An 18,249-nucleotide genomic window follows, 5' to 3' on the forward strand; every position below is an offset into this window, starting at 1 on the left:
GATGACAGAAATGCTTAAAGGAATCGCAGCATCTGACGGTGTTGCCGTTGCAAAAGCATATCTACTCGTTCAACCGGATTTGTCATTCGATACTGTTTCAGTCGAAGATACAAACGCAGAAGAGGCTCGTTTGGATGTAGCTCTTGAAGCTTCTCAAAACGAGCTTTCTCTTATCCGTGAGAAAGCTGTAGGTACGCTTGGTGAAGAAGCGGCTCAAGTTTTTGACGCTCATTTGATGGTTCTTGCTGACCCAGAATTGATTGGTCAGATTAAAGAAACAATCCGTGCTAAGAAAGTCAATGCTGAAGCAGGTCTTAAAGAAGTGACTGACATGTTCATCACGATCTTTGAAGGCATGGAAGATAACCCATACATGCAAGAACGTGCAGCGGATATCCGCGACGTGACAAAACGTGTATTGGCAAACCTTCTTGGTAAAAAATTGCCAAATCCAGCTTCTATCAATGAAGAAGTAATCGTAATTGCGCATGACTTGACACCATCTGATACAGCTCAATTGGACAAAAACTTTGTAAAAGCTTTTGTAACAAACATCGGTGGACGTACAAGCCACTCAGCTATCATGGCACGTACACTTGAAATTGCAGCTGTATTGGGAACAAATAACATCACTGAAGTAGTGAAAGACGGCGATATCCTTGCCGTTAACGGAATTACTGGTGAAGTGATTATCAACCCAACAGATGAACAAGCGGCAGAATTTAAAGCAGCTGGTGAAGCTTATGCTAAACAAAAAGCTGAATGGGCACTTTTGAAAGATGCTCAAACAGTGACTGCTGACGGTAAACACTTCGAGTTGGCAGCTAACATCGGTACTCCAAAAGACGTTGAAGGTGTTAACAACAACGGTGCAGAAGCTGTTGGACTTTACCGTACAGAGTTCTTGTACATGGATTCTCAAGACTTCCCAACAGAAGATGAGCAGTATGAAGCATACAAAGCTGTTCTTGAAGGAATGAATGGTAAACCAGTGGTTGTTCGTACAATGGATATCGGTGGAGATAAGGAACTTCCTTACTTCGATATGCCACATGAAATGAACCCATTCCTTGGATTCCGTGCCCTTCGTATCTCTATTTCTGAAACTGGAGATGCTATGTTCCGCACACAGATCCGCGCTCTTCTTCGTGCTTCTGTTCATGGTCAATTGCGTATCATGTTCCCAATGGTTGCCCTATTGAAAGAATTCCGTGCAGCTAAAGCAGTCTTTGATGAAGAAAAAGCAAACCTTCTTGCTGAAGGAGTTGCAGTTGCGGATGATATCCAAGTTGGTATCATGATTGAAATCCCTGCAGCAGCGATGCTTGCAGACCAATTTGCTAAAGAAGTTGACTTCTTCTCAATTGGTACAAACGACTTGATCCAATACACAATGGCAGCAGACCGTATGAACGAGCAAGTTTCATACCTTTACCAACCATATAACCCATCAATCCTTCGCCTGATCAACAACGTTATCAAGGCAGCTCACGCTGAAGGTAAATGGGCTGGTATGTGTGGTGAGATGGCTGGCGATCAAAAAGCTGTTCCACTTCTTGTCGGAATGGGCTTGGATGAGTTCTCTATGTCAGCCACATCGGTCCTTCGTACACGTAGCTTGATGAAGAAATTGGACACTGCTAAGATGGAGGAGTACGCTAATCGTGCCCTTACAGAGTGTTCAACAATGGAAGAAGTTCTTGAACTTCAAAAAGAATACGTTAACTTCGATTAATGTCATTAACCTTGTAACTTAGTTGCAAGGTTTTTTGATACATTCGGGAATAGTATAGTCTTGTGAAGTCCACTTTTCAATGATGAAGAGGCATGATATAATAGGAGAAACAAATAGAATAAGAGAGAAATCATGTCTAAAGAAATTGATATTGAGTATTACCACCAGCTAGCCTTGCAAAAGCAGAAGGAGCATCGAAAAGTTTTAGCAAATTTAAAGAAAAAGCCACCTAAGAACTTGGATAAAATTGTCCAGCAGATTCATCAAGAAGTCTTTGCAGAGATTGATTGTACCGCCTGTGCTAACTGTTGTAAGACTTTGGGACCCGACTTTAAAGAAGCGGATATTACACGAATTGCCAAGTATTTTAAGATGAAATTACCAGCTTTTGAAGCGGAGTTTCTGCAGGTAGATGAAGATGGCGATAAGGTTTTTAAATCCATGCCCTGTCCCTTTTTAGGAGGAGATAACCTCTGTTCCATCTATGAAGTTCGTCCAAAGGCCTGCCGAGAGTTCCCCCATACAGATCGCAAAAAGATCCATCAAATCAACCATTTGACGATTAAGAATACTTTGACCTGTCCAGCAGCCTATCTCTTTGTTGAGAAATTAAAGGATAAGTTATAGAGATTTAAAGGATAAAAAATTTCTAATAATAACTAACAATATGAAGGGAGAACTCTGTGCCTAGACCGAAAACAAAAGAGGAGCTAGTACTGGCCTCTAAGGAAAACTATGAAAAGCTCAATCGTTTCATCTCCCAACTAAGTGAAGATGAGCTACAGACTCCATTTGATTTTTCAAGAGACCCAAAGAAAAAAGAAGCTCACTGGAAAAGGGATAAAAATCTAAGAGATGTTCTGATCCATCTTTATGAATGGCATCAGTTACTTTTGACTTGGGTACATTCTAATCAAGAAGGTCACTAAAGGCCTTTTCTACCTGAACCTTATAATTGGAAAACTTATGGAGAAATGAATATCGCTTTTTGGAAGAAGCACCAGAAAACCTCCTTAGAAGAAGCGACTAGACTCCTAGAACAATCACATAGGGAGGTTTTAGAGTTGATAGAAGTTTTTAGCAATGATGAACTCTTTACCAAAGGTATCTATAAGTGGACGGGAGGGACAAGTCTAGGTTCCTACTTTGTCAGTAGTACGTCAAGCCACTATGATTGGGCTCTGAAAAAACTCAAAGCTCATCGGAAGAATTGTAAGGGATAGATGGCCTATTTGAAATGTCAAGAATGAGTTCTTTTAAACGTAAGATAAAAACAAAGGGCCATCAAGTGATGTAGCCCTTTTGAGTTATACAAGCAAATTACCATGCAAAAGCTGTCGTTGGAGCATTGAGCGCTTCTAACCACTGTTTATTTTTTACGGGGCAAAGAGTTACGGATATACCTGCCATATCTAGACTGGTCATAAATGTTCCTGATTTTATAAAGGTAATAGTGACTCCTTCAATTTCTAAGAGTTGAAGGATATCATTGATAAATATGCCCATTTCTAAGTTGCTGGTAGTGCCTAGATTATTTACAAGCAATATAAATTGATCACCCTTTTTCCAATGATAGTGCAATCTTAATTTACTTATAATTTCATTTGCAAGGATTTCCGATGATTGGAATGGGACGATACGATAGCCTTCTTCGCCATGTATCCCAATACCATAGGAAATATTTCCTTCTTCCAAGTTAAATAGTGGAAGGGTGGCTTGGGGGAGACTAGCAGCTTTCGTTGCAAAGCCAATTGTTGCGATTTCGGGAGCAAGCTGATGACCTAAATCAGTTAGTTGCTCGATGTTGGCACCATTTTGAGCTGCAAATCCTAGGATTTTATGAAGTAAGATTGTCCCTGCAAGCCCTCTTCCTCTAATTTGAAATCTATTGTGAGGTTCAATTGAAATATCGTCGTGTGCTAGACTATAGCCGACCTTAATTCCTTCTTTTCTAGCAGTGTTAATGGCCCAGCTAAATTCTTTGGTGTCTGCTTCGAAATTTTTTACAATGATGAAGACACCGTGACCATTGTTTAAAAAACGAATGGACTCTAAGATTTCAGTTCTTGTAGGAGGAGTAAATAATTGGCCATAGATAGCAGCAGTAAGCATTCCTTCTCCCACATATCCAATATGCGCAGGTTCGTGACCGGAACCTCCACCCGACAATATTGGAACCTGATGAGGATTGCGATTTTTTTGATAGACTAGTGGTAAAGTAGGGTGTTTTTCTAATTCAGGATGACTGCTGACAGTTGCCGAAATGTAACTTGAAATAATTTTTTGTTTATGATTTGAAATAAATGTCATTGTGGTCTCTTTCCAATAATTGTCATGATTAGAAAGTCTGGTTGTGGAACTGGACTTTTTTTATTGACGTAAGCTTTCACGATTTCTGCTAGAGCGTGTGAATGATAGTCTAACAAAAAACAAGTATAAGCAGATGAATCGATATCAATCTGACCATATTCTCTTAAAATTTTTGATACAAGCAAGCGACAGTAGCTGATAAAGTGGTCATAGAAGTTATTTTGCCCTTGAATATCAAAAAGTTGAATATAAAAATCACGCTCTTGTTCGAAATAAAAAAATAATTCTTGTAATAGTTTTTGGCCTGAAATGAAGTCCAAGTTATTGGTGATATACTCGGTTAAGTCATTTTCAAATATCCAGTCTAGCAGTTCATATTTGTCAAGAAAGTGATTATAAAAGGTCTGTCTACGAATGCCAGCTGATTCCATGATATCTACAATGGAGATTTTGTCAAATTCTCTAGTAGCTAAAAGGTCTCTAAATGCCTTGGTAATCCGTTTTTTTGTAATAAGTGATGATGCCATAGGAAGCCTTTCTTTTACTTACTTCATTTTACCAAAAAAATGTTTTAAACGGGTTTAAAAGGGGACAAATAATAGAATCTGTCCCTTATCATCTAGCAATAAAAAATATATAATAAAAGCGAAAACAAAGATACATGCCGAAAGGAGTTTCTCATGAAAAAAATTATAAATGAACCGACACAAGTTGTTGATGAAATGTTGCAGGGATTGTCATTCATGCATGATGACTTGGTTCAACGCTTAGATGGTTTTGATGTCATCGTTAGAAAGGCAGAAAAGACAGGAAAAGTTGGACTCATTTCAGGTGGAGGTTCAGGACATGAACCAAGTCATGCTGGATTTGTAGGAGATGGAATGTTGTCTGCTGCCATTTGTGGAGCAGTCTTCACTTCACCTACTCCGGACCAAATTTTAGAAGCCATCAAGGCGGCTGATGAAGGTGCTGGAGTTTTCATGGTCATCAAGAACTATTCTGGGGACATCATGAATTTTGAAATTGCACAAGAACTTGCTGAAATGGAAGGTATTGATGTAGCAAGTGTTGTAGTCGATGATGATATTGCGGTTGAAAATAGTCTCTATACCCAAGGTCGTCGAGGTGTCGCAGGTACTATATTAGTCCATAAAATTTTGGGTGATGCGGCTCGTTCTGGTAAAACATTATCTGAAATGAAGGACTTGGCCGACAAACTTGTCTTAGAAATTAAAACAATTGGCTTAGCTCTATCTGGCGCTACTGTTCCAGAAGTTGGCAAACCAGGTTTTGTTCTAGAAGATGATGAATTTGAATACGGAGTTGGTATCCACGGTGAACCGGGATATAAGAAAGAGAAGATGCAACCCTCAGCACAATTGGCCTCAGAATTGGTTGAAAAGTTATCTGAAGGTTTCCAACTTAAAGCTGGAGAACGCTATGGCCTTCTCATCAATGGTTTAGGAAGCACTCCTCTTATGGAGCAATACGTATTTGCAAATGATGTGGCTAAATTACTCCATGAAAAAGGTGTTGAGTTGGCATTTAAGAAAATTGGAAACTATATGACATCAATCGATATGGCTGGATTATCATTAACATTGATTCGATTGGCAGATGATGAGTGGTTGGATGCTCTAAATACACCTGTTACTACCCCAGCTTGGTAAAACTCAAGGAGGATATGTCGCATGAATGTTGAACAAGCTCTTGAATGGATGAAGCTTTTTAATAAAAAGATTCAAGAACAGAAAGATTACCTTAGTGAGCTAGACACTCCTATAGGAGATGGAGACCACGGTGGAAATATGGCGCGTGGCATGGCTGCAGTTATGGAGAACTTAGAAGGAAAGCAATTTGAGACCAGCAGTGATGTTTTTAAAGTTGTCTCCATGCAACTACTGAGTAAGGTAGGCGGTGCTTCTGGTCCTTTGTATGGCTCTGCTTTTATGGGCATGGCCAAGGCTGATTCAAATTCTAAAATAGATGAAATCTTACAAAGCGGTTTGGATATGATTGTCAAACGTGGGAAAGCAGAAGTTGGAGAAAAGACAATGGTTGATGTTTGGACTCCTGTTATTGCTGCTTTGTCTGCAGGCCAATTTACTCAAGAGGTTATTGATAAGCTAGTGAATGCTACCAAAGATTTACTTGCAACTAAAGGAAGGGCATCTTATGTAGGAGAACGTTCTCTTGGACATATTGATCCTGGATCATTTTCATCAGGATTACTCTTTACTGCTCTTTTAGAAACTGGGGTGGTTTAATGGGAAGTATTGGTCTTGTTATCGTTTCACATTCTAAACACATTGCACAAGGTGTCGTTGAACTGATTAGTGAAGTAGCTAAAGATATTCCGATTACTTATGTAGGAGGAACCGAAGATGGAGGAATTGGAACGAGTTTTGATCAAGTAGATAGGGTTGTTTCCGAAAATCCAGCAGATACTTTATTAGCTTTTTTTGACCTAGGTTCTGCTAAAATGAACTTAGAAATGGTGGCTGATTTCAGTGATAAAAGTATCATCATCAATAGGGTTCCAATTGTAGAAGGTGCCTATACTGCAGCTGCTCTTCTTCAGGCTGGTGCAGAACTGTCAGTTATTCAAACACAGTTGTCGGAGCTTGAAATCAATAAATAAGAAATTTTACTATAACTCTTTTTATAGGTGAGCTATTGATTATCTCAACTATCAAAGTTTAATACTCAATGAAAATTAAAGAGCAAACTAGGAAGCTAGCCGCAGGCTGTACTTGAGTACGGCAAGGTGAAGCTGACGTGGTTTGAATTTGATTTTCGAAGAGTATAAGTAAATGATTTCAAAATCAGAAAAGGATTGCTTTATGCAGTCCCTTTTTGTTTAAAAGGAGTAGAATCATAGAGTTTCTAAATTGTGAATCAATCAAAACTGATTGGGATGGGACTATTCTAGCTTTAGAATTCTTTAAAAATTAAAATTTAAAGCAATCAATGACTTAGAATAGTGCAAAAACATCTATTTTATAGGAATTCTAGGTTTAGAATTGCATAGATATTTATGAAGTTAGGATATTCGATAGATAGAATTGTTCTATTCTGAAAGATTTTGACAATCAAAAGTCTAGAAGAGTGATTTATAAGTATACTTGTAGCCTTTAGTTGCGATAATTGTATGTCAAATAGATGGAATAAATTGGTATGGCTTTCTTACTTTATGCTATAATATTCATAATTCTTTTCAGAAAGGAAAACCTCAATTGTCCTACAAATTTTTACTTTTCGACCTCGATCACACCTTGCTTGATTTTGATGCTGCTGAGGATGTGGCTTTGACGCAACTTCTAAAAGAAGAAGGGGTTGCAGATATTCAGGCCTACAAAGACTTTTACGTTCCCATGAACAAGGCTCTCTGGAAGGATTTGGAGCAAAAGAAAATTAGTAAACAAGAGCTGGTTAACACGCGCTTTTCTCGTTTATTTTCTCATTTTGGACTGGAGAAAGATGGTAGTTTTCTAGCCCAACGTTACCAATTTTACTTAGCCCAACAGGGACAAACGATTTCTGGCGCTCATGAACTTTTGGACAGCCTCATCGAGCGTGATTATGACTTGTATGCTGCGACAAATGGCATTACTGCCATTCAGACAGGGCGTTTGGCTCAATCTGGTCTGGCACCTTATTTCAATCAAGTCTTTATCTCTGAACAGCTGCAAACACAAAAGCCGGATGCTCTTTTTTATGAAAAAATTGGTCAACAGATTGCAGGTTTTAGCAAAGAAAAGACGCTGATGATTGGAGACTCTCTAACCGCCGACATTCAAGGCGGCAATAATGCTGGGATTGACACGATTTGGTACAATCCTCATCAACTCGAAAATCCCACACAAGCCCAGCCAACCTACGAAGTCCATTCTTACCGAGACTTGCTGGATTGTTTAGATAAACTGTAAAAAGTGGTTTAGATAGCCACTTTTTGCTATAATAGAGGCAGTAAAAACGAAGGAATAGTTAACGATGTCAAGGCCAGAACTTTCTCTTTATGAACCATTGTATACACTAAAGGAAGTTGATCAAAATATCTGGATAGTGGATGGTGATTTGATTCAAATGGATATGAAGATCTTCAAACTTCCTTTTCAGACACGTATGACGGTGATTAAGTTAAATGATGGCAAACTTTGGATTCATTCTCCTATTGCGCCAAACGAGAAACTCTTTACTGAACTGGACGCTCTGGGCAGAGTAGCTTACCTGATTTCACCAAATAAGATTCACTACGCCTATATTGCAGATTGGAGAAAAAGATATCCTCATGCGCAAGCATGGTCTAGTCCAGGAGTTGAAGAGAGAGCGAAAAGTCAGAATGTCAAGGTGGAATTTGATGCTGCCTTAACAGATAAGGCTCCTGACCTATGGTCTGATGAGATTGATCAGCTTATTTTTAAGGGAAGTTCTGTCATCGAAGAGGTCGTGTTTTTTCATAAATCAACTAAAACACTCATTGTAACAGACCTTATAGAGAATTTTGAACCTGAAAAGATAGCTAGTCCAATCCGCAGAAAATTCTATCGTTTAGCTCGTGTAACAGCCCCTGATGGTCGAACTCCTATTGATTATCGTATGACTTTTTTAGGAAGACAAAGGGAAGCAAAGGTTTCCTTTTCCCATATGTCAAACTGGAAACCGGATAAGATTATACTTGCACATGGTTTATGCTTTTTTAAAAATGGTGCGGATGAATTAAGACGTGCTTTTAGATGGATAAGATAAAGGAGGGAAAGATGGAACACTCGTCTTGGCATGCTTTGATTAAGGAGCAATTACCTGAGGGTTATTTTGGGAAAATCAATCAGTTTATGAATCAGGTCTATGCTCAGGGTACTGTTTATCCGCCAAAAGAAAAGGTTTTTCAGGCTCTCTTGACAACACCGCTTGAAGAAGTGAAGGTGGTGATTTTAGGGCAAGACCCCTATCACGGGCCAGGTCAGGCGCAGGGTTTGAGTTTTTCTGTTCCTGACTCTATCCCAGCTCCGCCATCCTTGCAAAATATCTTGAAAGAATTGTCAGATGATATCGGAGTTAAGAAATCCCATGATTTGACGACTTGGGCTGAGCAAGGAGTCTTGCTTCTCAATGCTTGTTTGACCGTGCCTGCTGGACAGGCAAATGGTCATGCTGGTCAAATATGGGAGCCATTTACAGATGCTGTGATTCAGGTCGTCAATCATCTAGATAGGCCAGTGGTCTTTGTACTCTGGGGAGCCTATGCACGCAAGAAGAAGGTCTTGGTCAGCAATCCTAACCACTTGATTATAGAATCAGCCCATCCCAGTCCTTTGTCAGTTTATAGAGGATTTTGGGGTTCTAAGCCTTTTTCCAAGGCAAATGCTTTTTTAGAAGATACAGGACAAGAGCCAATCGATTGGCTTAGATAAGGAGAAAATATGCCTCAGTTAGCGACGATTTGCTACATTGATAATGGAAAAGAACTGCTCATGCTCCACCGTAATAAGAAACCCAATGATGTTCATGAAGGGAAATGGATTGGCGTGGGTGGTAAGCTAGAGCGTGGTGAGACACCTCAAGAATGCGCGGTGCGTGAAATCCTCGAAGAAACAGGGCTCAAAGCCAAGCCAGTTCTAAAAGGTGTTATCACTTTTCCAGAATTTACGCCAGATTTAGACTGGTACACCTATGTTTTTAAGGTGACGGAGTTTGAGGGTGAATTGATTGATTGCAACGAGGGAACGCTAGAATGGGTTCCCTATGACGAGGTTTTGAGCAAGCCAACTTGGGAAGGTGACCACACCTTTGTTGAATGGCTTTTAGAGGACAAACCCTTCTTTTCAGCCAAGTTTGTTTATGATGGGGACAAATTATTGGATACTCAAGTTGATTTTTATGAATAAAGGAGAAAGAAGATGCTACTAATTAAAAATGGTCGTGTAATGGATCCCAAGTCTGGTTTGGATCAAGTGTGTGATGTCTTAGTTCAAGATGGGAAAATTATCAAAATTGCGCCCGAGGTCAAGGAAGAAGGAGCAGAAATCTTAGATGCTAGTGGTCTTGTAGTTGCTCCTGGCTTGGTCGATATTCATGTTCATTTCCGTGAACCTGGTCAAACTCACAAGGAAGATATTCATACAGGTGCCCTAGCAGCTGCTGCAGGTGGTTTTACAACTGTTGTCATGATGGCTAATACTAGTCCAACCATCTCGGATGTAGAGACCTTGCAAGAAGTTCTCCATTCAGCTGCCAAAGAGAAGATTAATGTTAAGACGGTTGCGACCATTACTAAGAACTTTAATGGCCAAGATTTGACTGACTTTAAGGCACTTTTAGAAGCAGGTGCGGTTGGTTTCTCAGATGACGGTATTCCGCTTGAAAGCAGTAAAGTTGTCAAGGAAGCCATGGAGGAAGCCAAAAAGCTTAATACCTTTATTAGTCTCCATGAGGAAGATCCAGGATTGAATGGGATTCTTGGCTTTAATGAAAATATCGCTAAAGAACATTTCCATATCTGTGGTGCAACTGGGGTGGCTGAGTATGCTATGATGGCGCGTGATGTCATGATTGCCTATGCGACCAAGGCTCATGTCCATATCCAGCATTTGTCTAAGGAAGAAAGTGTTAAAGTAGTTGAGTTTGCTCAAGGTTTGGGTGCGCAAGTCACAGCAGAAGTAGCGCCACAGCATTTCTCTAAGACAGAAGCACTTCTTTTGACACAAGGTAGCAATGCTAAGATGAATCCACCGCTTCGCTTGGAATCAGACCGTCTTGCCGTGATTGAAGGTCTCAAGTCAGGTGTCATTACAGTTATTGCGACAGACCACGCGCCTCATCATGCAGATGAAAAAAATGTTGAGGATATTACCAAAGCGCCATCTGGTATGACAGGTTTGGAAACATCTCTTTCTCTCGGCTTGACCTATTTGGTAGAAGCTGGTGAGTTAAGCCTGATGGAATTACTCGAAAAGATGACCTATAACCCAGCCAAGCTTTATAACTTTGAAGCAGGTTACTTGGCTGAGAATGGTCCAGCGGATATTACTATTTTTGATGCTAAGGCTGACCGCCTTGTGGACTCCCATTTTGCTTCCAAAGCAGCTAATTCACCATTCATCGGTGAAACCTTAAAAGGGCAGGTTAAATACACCATCTGTAAGGGACAAATCGTCTATCAAAACTAGGTGGGAGTCTGGTCTGTAAACAAAAAGAATAGAGAGCCTATATGTACCAAACCCATCATTTTAAAGACAAGTTTATCTTATTTTTAAAGATATTTTTTCCTATCCTGATTTATCAATTTGCCAATTATTCTGCTTCCTTTGTTGATACGACTATGACAGGTCAATACAATACCATGGACTTGGCTGGTGTGTCTATGGCAACCAGTATCTGGAATCCTTTCTTTACCTTTCTAACAGGGATTGTATCGGCCTTGGTGCCCATCATTGGTCACCATCTTGGTCGAGGCAAAAAGGAAGAAGTTGCATCCGATTTTTACCAGTTCATCTATTTGGCCTTGGGTCTATCTGTGGTCTTGCTGGGGATGGTGCTTTTCTTGGCACCACCAATCTTGAATCATATTGGACTAGAAGCACCGGTGGCAGCAGTAGCGGTTCGCTATCTCTGGTTTTTATCTATCGGGATTATCCCCTTGTTGCTCTTTAGTGTCATTCGTTCCTTGCTGGATTCGCTGGGCTTGACCAAACTGTCCATGTACCTCATGCTTTTGTTACTCCCTCTCAATAGCGGATTTAACTATCTCTTGATTTACGGTGCCTTTGGTGTTCCAGAACTGGGAGGTGCTGGTGCTGGTTTAGGTACTTCCTTGGCCTACTGGGTCTTGCTTGGGATTTCTGTTCTGGTCTTATTTAAACAGGAGAAGCTCAAAGCCTTGCATTTTGAGAAACGCATTCCGCTTAATATGGATAAAATCAAGGAAGGAGTTCGCTTAGGTCTGCCTATTGGAGGAACTGTCTTCGCGGAAGTAGCTATCTTTTCTGTGGTTGGCTTGATTATGGCTAAGTTTTCGTCCTTGATTATCGCTAGTCATCAGTCAGCTATGAACTTTTCAAGTCTTATGTACGCCTTTCCTATGAGTATCTCATCGGCTATGGCTATTGTCGTTTCCTATGAAGTGGGAGCCAAGCGATTTGATGATGCTAAAACCTATATTGGTCTAGGAAGATGGACTGCCCTCATTTTTGCGGCCTTCACCTTATCCTTCCTTTATATCTTTAGGGGAAATGTGGCTAGTCTTTATGGTAACGACCCAGAATTTATTGATTTGACAGCGCGCTTTTTGACTTATAGTCTTTTCTTCCAATTAGCAGATACCTTTGCGGCACCGCTTCAGGGAATTTTACGGGGGTATAAGGATACCGTTATTCCTTTTTACCTTGGTTTGGTTGGTTACTGGGGGGTGACACTCCCAGTAGCTATGGTATTCGACTCTCTAACAGATTTTGGAGCTTATTCTTACTGGATCGGCTTGATTATTAGTCTAATTGTGAGTGGGGTTCTCTACCGTTGGCGTTTAACTGTGATTATGAAGAGATTTGAATCTTTAGCAAAACAAACGATACAAAGTTTGTGAAAAAATATTCTTGATAAGAAAATCCCTTATTCCTATGGGGTTTTCTTTTTTAATTTGTGAAATTTTCTTTAGAAAAACTTTGACAGTATTTGCCAAAAACGGTAAAATAGTAAGGTAAGAAGAAAGTTAGAAAGGCAAGAAGATGTCAATTTTAGATAAAAATCTTTTGCTAGAGATGTTCCGTAAGATGGAAGAAATCCGTCGTATGGACTTAAAAATTGCGCAATTAGTAAAGAAAGGGAAAGTGCCAGGAATGACGCACTTTTCTGTTGGAGAAGAGGCAGCTAACGTGGGTGCTATGTTGGCTCTCAATCCAGATGATCTAATTACCTCAAACCACCGTGGTCACGGACAAGCTATTGCCAAAGGAATTGACCTCAACGGAATGATGGCTGAAATCCTTGGTAAATACACTGGAACCTGTAAAGGTAAAGGTGGTTCTATGCATATTGCTGACCTTGATGCTGGTAACCTTGGTGCCAATGGTATCGTAGGTGGTGGTATGGGAATCGCTGTTGGTGCAGCCCTCAGTCAGCAAATGCAAAATACCGGTAAAATCGTTGTCTGCTTCTTTGGAGATGGTGCGACCAATGAAGGTGTTTTCCACGAAGCAGTGAACATGGCTTCTATCTGGAACCTGCCAGTCATTTTCTATTGCATTAACAACGGTTACGGTATCTCTGCGGATATCAAGAAAATGACTAATGTAGAACATATCCATCAACGTAGCGCCGCTTATGGAATTCCTGGAATGTTCATCGAAGACGGTAACAATGTCATAGATGTCTACGAAGGATTTAAGAAAGCTGTAGATCATGTTCGTGGTGGCAATGGACCAGTCTTGATTGAAAGTGTTACTTATCGCTGGCTTGGTCACTCATCATCTGACCCTGGTAAGTATCGTACGCGTGAAGAAGTGGAATTGTGGAAACAAAAAGACCCGATCGAAAACCTTCGCAAGTACCTCATTGAAAATAACATTGCAAGTGCCGAAGAATTGGAAGAAATCCAAGCGCAAGTCAAGGAAGCAGTAGAAGCTTCTGTTAAATTTGCAGAAGAAAGTCCATTCCCACCGCTTGAATCAGCCTTTGAAGATATTTACGCAGACTAAGGAGAAAGAGATAAAATGGAAACAAAAACAATGTCGTTTCGTGACACCATTATCCTTGCTATGTCTGAGGAAATGCGTCGCGATGAAAATGTGTTCTTGATGGGAGAAGATGTTGGTGTCTTCGGAGGAGACTTCGGTACTTCTGTTGGAATGCTTGAAGAATTTGGTCCAGAACGTGTTCGTGATTGTCCAATTTCTGAAGCTGCCATTTCAGGAGCAGCAGCAGGGGCAGCCATGACAGGACTTCGTCCAATCGTCGATATGACCTTTATGGACTTCTCGGTCATTGCCATGGACAATATCGTAAACCAAGCAGCTAAAACACGCTATATGTTTGGTGGGAAAGGTCAGGTTCCAATGACTGTTCGTTGTGCAGCTGGTAACGGAGTTGGTTCTGCAGCCCAGCATTCACAATCTCTAGAGTCTTGGTTTACTCATATTCCTGGTCTTAAGGTTGTGGCACCAGGTACACCTGCAGACATGAAAGGACTGCTCAAATCTTCTATCCGTGATAATAATCCTGTTATCATTCTTGAGTATAAATCAGAATTTAACCAAAAAGGGGAAGTACCAGTTGATCCAGACTACACGATTCCACTTGGAGTTGGGGAAATCAAACGCGAAGGAACGGATGTAACAGTTGTTACTTATGGAAAAATGCTTCGCCGTGTGGTTCAAGCTGCTGAAGAATTAGCAGTAGAAGGCATTTCAGTTGAAATTGTTGACCCACGTACCCTTGTTCCTCTTGATAAGGATATTATCATTAACTCAGTGAAGAAGACTGGTAAAGTTGTTCTGGTCAACGATGCCCATAAAACAAGCGGCTATATCGGAGAGATTTCAGCTATTATTTCAGAATCGGAAGCATTTGACTATCTAGATGCACCAATCCGCCGTTGCGCAGGAGAAGATGTGCCAATGCCTTACGCGCAAAACCTAGAGAATGCAATGATTCCAACAGTTGAAAGCATCAAAGATGCCATCCGTAAAACATATAATAAAGAATAGAATTACATAAGATAAGTTATGTAAAATAACGGTTGTTTTTAACTTTAGTAACTTGAGATATGTATTGTACCCAAGTTATTTGTAAAGTTGTGACAGTTTTTTGACGAATCAATAATATTCGATAAAAAACTTAGTAAGTCTACTAGGTTGGTCGCCTAATAGCGGCAACCGTAGCAACTTGAGATACGTGTTGTATCCAAGTTGCTTGTAGAGTTGAACACGGGCTAAAAACTCGGAAAAAAAATAAATCTCCTTGACTTCATCAAAGTCTGCGTTGATTTCCTATTTTTCAGTCGCTTTTAAACGCCCTTTACATCATTTAATTGAATTCGGACGGAGGTCTGCGAAAAAAAGATAGATTTCCTTGTGTTCATCGAACACATCGTTAATCTCCTATTTTTTCATTGCCCTCTGCGTCCTTAATATCTTATATTCGAACACGGGCTAAAAGCTCGGAAAAAAGATAAATCTCCTTGGCTTCATCGAAACCATCGTCGATTTCCTATTTTTCAGTCGCTTTTGACGCCCTTTGCATCATTTAATTGAATTCGGACGGAGGTCTGCGAAAAAAAGATAGATTTCCTTGTGTTCATCGAACACATCGTCAATCTCCTATTTTTTCATTGCCCTCTGAGTCCTTAATATCTTAGTATAGAATTGGAGAGGTCATGGCTGATAACAAGCTAAGAGCGACTCCTGCAGCTAGAAAGTTGGCGGATGATCTAGGGATCAACCTCTACGATGTTTCTGGATCAGGTGCAAACGGTCGTGTCCACAAAGAAGACGTGGAAACTTATAAAGACACAAACGTGGTTCGCATTTCGCCACTTGCAAAACGAATTGCCCTCGAACATAATATTGCTTGGCAGGAAATCCAAGGAACTGGTCATCGTGGTAAAATCATGAAGAAGGATGTTTTGGCCTTGCTTCCTGAAAATATCGAAAACGATACCATCAAGTCTCCTGCTCAGATTGAAAAAGTGGAAGAAGTTCCTGATAATGTAACACCATACGGTGAAATTGAACGTATTCCAATGACACCAATGCGTAAGGTTATTGCCCAACGTATGGTTGAATCTTACCTAACTGCGCCAACTTTCACCCTCAACTATGAAGTTGATATGACTGAAATGTTGGCTCTTCGTAAGAAGGTTCTTGAGCCAATCATGGAAGCAACTGGGAAGAAGACTACTGTAACAGACCTTCTTTCACTTGCAGTTGTTAAGACTCTTATGAAACACCCATACATCAACGCTTCATTGACAGAAGATGGCAAGACCATTATCACGCACAACTATGTCAACCTTGCTATGGCAGTTGGGATGGATAATGGATTGATGACTCCTGTTGTTTACAATGCTGAAAAACTAAGTTTATCAGAGTTGGTTGTTGCATTCAAAGACGTCATTGGCCGTACCTTGGATGGTAAATTGGCTCCAAGTGAACTGCAAAATTCAACCTTCACAATCAGTAACTTGGGAATGTTTGGCGTTCAGTCCTTCGGTCCGATTATTAACCAACCAAACTCAGCTATCCTCGGGGTTAGCTCAACAGTTGAGAAACCTGTAGTTGTCAATGGCGAAGTTGATATTCGTCCTATCATGAGCCTTGGTTTAACTATTGACCACCGTGTTGTAGATGGTATGGCTGGTGCTAAGTTTATGAAAGACTTGAAAGCCTTGATTGAGAATCCGATCTCAATGTTGGTTTAAGTCAGCTATTGTTATTTTAGAGATTTAGAAGGAAGTAAGACATGGCCTTAGAAGTAATTATGCCAAAAGCCGGCGTAGATATGACAGAAGGACAAATTGTCCAATGGAATAAAAAAGTCGGTGAATTTGTAAAAGAAGGAGAAATCCTTTTGGAAATCATGACTGACAAAGTCAGCATGGAATTGGAAGCCGAAGAAGATGGATACTTGATTGCCATCCTTAAAGGAGATGGTGAAACTGTCCCTGTAACTGAAGTTATCGGTTACCTTGGAGAAGAAGGGGAAAACATCCCAACAGCTGGAGCAGCTGCGCCAGAATCAAAACCTGCACCTGCAGCTAGTGCCTCAAACGACGATGGTAAGAGCGATGATGCCTTTGATATCGTTGTGATTGGTGGAGGTCCTGCTGGTTATGTTGCAGCCATTAAAGCTGCCCAACTCGGTGGGAAGGTTGCCCTTGTTGAGAAATCTGAACTCGGTGGAACGTGTTTGAACCGTGGCTGTATCCCAACCAAGACCTACCTTCACAATGCTGAAATCATCGAAAATATCGGTCATGCAGCAAACCGAGGTATCGTCATCGAAAATCCAAACTTCACTGTAGATATGGATAAACTTTTAGAGACAAAATCTAAGGTTGTCAATACTTTGGTTGGTGGTGTTGCAGGTCTTCTTCGTAGTTACGGAGTTACTGTTCATAAGGGAATTGGTACAATCACTAAAGATAAGAATGTCTTGGTAAATGGTTCTGAATTGCTTGAAACCAAGAAAATTATCCTTGCCGGTGGTTCAAAAGTCAGCAAGATCAACGTTCCTGGTATGGAATCTCCACTTGTCATGACCAGTGATGACATTCTTGAAATGAACGAAGTACCAGAAAGCCTCGTAATCATCGGTGGTGGGGTTGTCGGTATCGAACTCGGCCAAGCATTCATGACATTTGGTTCAAAAGTAACTGTTATCGAAATGATGGACCGTATCGTTCCAGCTATGGATGCGGAAGTGTCTAAGAATCTTCGCTTGATTCTTGAGCGTAAAGGTATGACTATCTTGACAGGTACAAAATTGCAAGAAATCATCGAAGAAAATGGTCAACTTCGTATCAAGGTTGAAGGAAAAGACGATATCATCGCTAGCAAAGCTCTTCTTTCAATCGGTCGTGTACCAGACCTTGAAGGAATTGGCGATGTTGAGTTTGAATTGGATCGTGGTCGTATTAAGGTCAATGAGTACATGGAAACTTCTGTTCCTGGAATCTACGCACCAGGTGACATCAACGGTACTAAAATGTTGGCGCACGCAGCCTTCCGTATGGGGGAAGTTGCTGCTGAAAATGCCCTCAAAGGAAACCATGCTGTTGCTAAATTGAACTTGACTCCAGCAGCTATCTACACTCTCCCTGAAGTAGCAGCAGTAGGTCTGACTGAAGAACAAGCACGTGAGAAATACGATGTTGCAATCGGTAAATTCAACTTTGCAGCCAACGGTCGTGCCATTGCATCTGATGCTGCTCAAGGTTTCGTAAAAGTTATCGCTGATAAGAAATACGGGGAAATCCTTGGTGTGCACATCATTGGTCCTGCAGCCGCAGAATTGATTAACGAGGCATCAAGCATTATCGAAATGGAAATCACTGTTGAGGAAATGCTGAAGACTATCCACGGACACCCAACCTACTCTGAAGTGATGTACGAAGCATTTGCGGATGTTTTAGGAATGGCCATCCATTCACCTAAGAAAAAATAAAACGAAGATAGACTAGGCTGGAAAGATGTTTTCCAGTCTCTATCGTA

17 protein-coding genes and 1 pseudogene are annotated in these 18,249 nt (G+C 40.6%); 16 read left to right on the forward strand and 2 right to left on the reverse strand.

Translation table 11 applies throughout. The features are described from left to right. Nucleotide 1: 1 nt before the first annotated feature. The 3 genes and pseudogenes from ptsP (at nucleotide 2) to QM956_RS03835 (ending at nucleotide 2,958) form a co-directional block, all read left to right on the forward strand. Nucleotides 2-1,735: a phosphoenolpyruvate--protein phosphotransferase gene (gene ptsP / locus QM956_RS03825; RefSeq protein ID WP_025171156.1), complete on the forward strand. Its 1,734-nt coding sequence runs from the start codon at nucleotides 2-4 to the stop codon at nucleotides 1,733-1,735. A gap of 132 nt (nucleotides 1,736-1,867) precedes the next feature. Continuing rightward, entirely contained in the window at nucleotides 1,868-2,362 is a 495-nt protein-coding gene (locus tag QM956_RS03830) for a YkgJ family cysteine cluster protein (RefSeq protein WP_414302243.1), read from the forward strand. A 56-nt stretch (nucleotides 2,363-2,418) separates the two neighbouring features. Further along, nucleotides 2,419-2,958, forward strand: a pseudogene (locus tag QM956_RS03835) (ClbS/DfsB family four-helix bundle protein). A gap of 97 nt (nucleotides 2,959-3,055) precedes the next feature. On the opposite strand, the gene dhaQ reads toward QM956_RS03835, so the two are convergent. Beyond that, a complete protein-coding gene (gene dhaQ / locus QM956_RS03840; protein ID WP_000142828.1) occupies nucleotides 3,056-4,045 on the reverse strand; it encodes a DhaKLM operon coactivator DhaQ in 990 nt (329 codons plus the stop codon). Further along, nucleotides 4,042-4,572 carry a dihydroxyacetone kinase transcriptional activator DhaS gene (dhaS, locus tag QM956_RS03845; RefSeq protein WP_000168615.1) on the reverse strand — a complete coding sequence of 177 codons (531 nt, stop codon included), beginning with the start codon at nucleotides 4,570-4,572 and terminating at the stop codon, nucleotides 4,042-4,044. The genes dhaQ and dhaS overlap by 4 nt, the downstream gene beginning before the upstream one ends. A gap of 153 nt (nucleotides 4,573-4,725) precedes the next feature. On the opposite strand from dhaS, the gene dhaK reads away from it, so the two are divergent. The 13 genes from dhaK to lpdA all read left to right on the forward strand — a co-directional run bounded on the left by dhaK (nucleotide 4,726) and on the right by lpdA (nucleotide 18,202). Next, nucleotides 4,726-5,715, forward strand: a complete 990-nt coding sequence (gene dhaK / locus QM956_RS03850) for a dihydroxyacetone kinase subunit DhaK (RefSeq protein WP_414302244.1) — start codon at nucleotides 4,726-4,728, stop codon at nucleotides 5,713-5,715. A gap of 21 nt (nucleotides 5,716-5,736) precedes the next feature. Next, on the forward strand, nucleotides 5,737-6,312 hold the full coding sequence (gene dhaL / locus QM956_RS03855; protein WP_414302245.1) for a dihydroxyacetone kinase subunit DhaL: 576 nt from the start codon (nucleotides 5,737-5,739) through the stop codon (nucleotides 6,310-6,312). Beyond that, complete coding sequence (dhaM, locus tag QM956_RS03860) at nucleotides 6,312-6,686, forward strand: dihydroxyacetone kinase phosphoryl donor subunit DhaM (protein WP_261446637.1); 375 nt, start codon at nucleotides 6,312-6,314, stop codon at nucleotides 6,684-6,686. Before dhaL ends, dhaM begins: the two co-directional genes overlap by 1 nt. A 595-nt stretch (nucleotides 6,687-7,281) precedes the next feature. Then, nucleotides 7,282-7,974: a pyrimidine 5'-nucleotidase PynA gene (gene pynA / locus QM956_RS03865; RefSeq protein ID WP_023948175.1), complete on the forward strand. Its 693-nt coding sequence runs from the start codon at nucleotides 7,282-7,284 to the stop codon at nucleotides 7,972-7,974. Nucleotides 7,975-8,038: 64 nt separating this feature from the next. After that, on the forward strand, nucleotides 8,039-8,794 hold the full coding sequence (locus QM956_RS03870; RefSeq protein ID WP_261078481.1) for a DUF4336 domain-containing protein: 756 nt from the start codon (nucleotides 8,039-8,041) through the stop codon (nucleotides 8,792-8,794). A gap of 11 nt (nucleotides 8,795-8,805) precedes the next feature. After that, nucleotides 8,806-9,459, forward strand: a complete 654-nt coding sequence (locus QM956_RS03875) for a uracil-DNA glycosylase (protein WP_261078480.1) — start codon at nucleotides 8,806-8,808, stop codon at nucleotides 9,457-9,459. 9 nt (nucleotides 9,460-9,468) lie between these two features. After that, on the forward strand, nucleotides 9,469-9,933 hold the full coding sequence (locus QM956_RS03880; protein WP_203213241.1) for an NUDIX hydrolase: 465 nt from the start codon (nucleotides 9,469-9,471) through the stop codon (nucleotides 9,931-9,933). 12 nt (nucleotides 9,934-9,945) lie between these two features. After that, nucleotides 9,946-11,214: a dihydroorotase gene (locus QM956_RS03885; RefSeq protein WP_033686947.1), complete on the forward strand. Its 1,269-nt coding sequence runs from the start codon at nucleotides 9,946-9,948 to the stop codon at nucleotides 11,212-11,214. A gap of 41 nt (nucleotides 11,215-11,255) precedes the next feature. Further along, nucleotides 11,256-12,626, forward strand: a complete 1,371-nt coding sequence (gene pdrM / locus QM956_RS03890) for a sodium-coupled multidrug efflux MATE transporter PdrM (RefSeq protein WP_023948179.1) — start codon at nucleotides 11,256-11,258, stop codon at nucleotides 12,624-12,626. Between the two features lie 142 nt (nucleotides 12,627-12,768). Further along, nucleotides 12,769-13,737, forward strand: coding sequence for a thiamine pyrophosphate-dependent dehydrogenase E1 component subunit alpha (locus tag QM956_RS03895; RefSeq protein ID WP_414302246.1), 969 nt, complete (start codon nucleotides 12,769-12,771; stop codon nucleotides 13,735-13,737). A gap of 15 nt (nucleotides 13,738-13,752) precedes the next feature. Beyond that, the gene (locus tag QM956_RS03900) at nucleotides 13,753-14,745 is read left to right on the forward strand and encodes an alpha-ketoacid dehydrogenase subunit beta (RefSeq protein WP_261035523.1); all 993 of its coding nucleotides are present in this window, start codon (nucleotides 13,753-13,755) and stop codon (nucleotides 14,743-14,745) included. Nucleotides 14,746-15,413: 668 nt separating this feature from the next. Next, nucleotides 15,414-16,457, forward strand: a complete 1,044-nt coding sequence (locus tag QM956_RS03905) for a dihydrolipoamide acetyltransferase (protein ID WP_414302247.1) — start codon at nucleotides 15,414-15,416, stop codon at nucleotides 16,455-16,457. A gap of 41 nt (nucleotides 16,458-16,498) precedes the next feature. Then, the gene (gene lpdA / locus QM956_RS03910) at nucleotides 16,499-18,202 is read left to right on the forward strand and encodes a dihydrolipoyl dehydrogenase (protein ID WP_001162881.1); all 1,704 of its coding nucleotides are present in this window, start codon (nucleotides 16,499-16,501) and stop codon (nucleotides 18,200-18,202) included. Nucleotides 18,203-18,249: the final 47 nt, after the last annotated feature.

Origin of the sequence: Streptococcus mitis, assembly GCF_047460035.1 — a bacterium.
In the GTDB taxonomy this organism is placed as follows: domain Bacteria; phylum Bacillota; class Bacilli; order Lactobacillales; family Streptococcaceae; genus Streptococcus; species Streptococcus mitis_DW.

Excerpts from the sequence above, each read along its gene's own strand:
- ptsP (WP_025171156.1), top strand. The coding sequence starts at position 2 with ATGACAGAAATGCTTAAAGGAATCGCAGCATCTGACGGTGTTGCCGTT.
- QM956_RS03830 (WP_414302243.1), top strand. The coding sequence starts at position 1,868 with ATGTCTAAAGAAATTGATATTGAGTATTACCACCAGCTAGCCTTGCAA.
- dhaQ (WP_000142828.1), bottom strand. The coding sequence starts at position 4,045 with ATGACATTTATTTCAAATCATAAACAAAAAATTATTTCAAGTTACATT.
- dhaS (WP_000168615.1), bottom strand. The coding sequence starts at position 4,572 with ATGGCATCATCACTTATTACAAAAAAACGGATTACCAAGGCATTTAGA.
- dhaK (WP_414302244.1), top strand. The coding sequence starts at position 4,726 with ATGAAAAAAATTATAAATGAACCGACACAAGTTGTTGATGAAATGTTG.
- dhaL (WP_414302245.1), top strand. The coding sequence starts at position 5,737 with ATGAATGTTGAACAAGCTCTTGAATGGATGAAGCTTTTTAATAAAAAG.
- dhaM (WP_261446637.1), top strand. The coding sequence starts at position 6,312 with ATGGGAAGTATTGGTCTTGTTATCGTTTCACATTCTAAACACATTGCA.
- QM956_RS03870 (WP_261078481.1), top strand. The coding sequence starts at position 8,039 with ATGTCAAGGCCAGAACTTTCTCTTTATGAACCATTGTATACACTAAAG.
- QM956_RS03875 (WP_261078480.1), top strand. The coding sequence starts at position 8,806 with ATGGAACACTCGTCTTGGCATGCTTTGATTAAGGAGCAATTACCTGAG.
- QM956_RS03880 (WP_203213241.1), top strand. The coding sequence starts at position 9,469 with ATGCCTCAGTTAGCGACGATTTGCTACATTGATAATGGAAAAGAACTG.
- QM956_RS03885 (WP_033686947.1), top strand. The coding sequence starts at position 9,946 with ATGCTACTAATTAAAAATGGTCGTGTAATGGATCCCAAGTCTGGTTTG.
- pdrM (WP_023948179.1), top strand. The coding sequence starts at position 11,256 with ATGTACCAAACCCATCATTTTAAAGACAAGTTTATCTTATTTTTAAAG.
- QM956_RS03895 (WP_414302246.1), top strand. The coding sequence starts at position 12,769 with ATGTCAATTTTAGATAAAAATCTTTTGCTAGAGATGTTCCGTAAGATG.
- QM956_RS03900 (WP_261035523.1), top strand. The coding sequence starts at position 13,753 with ATGGAAACAAAAACAATGTCGTTTCGTGACACCATTATCCTTGCTATG.
- QM956_RS03905 (WP_414302247.1), top strand. The coding sequence starts at position 15,414 with ATGGCTGATAACAAGCTAAGAGCGACTCCTGCAGCTAGAAAGTTGGCG.
- lpdA (WP_001162881.1), top strand. The coding sequence starts at position 16,499 with ATGGCCTTAGAAGTAATTATGCCAAAAGCCGGCGTAGATATGACAGAA.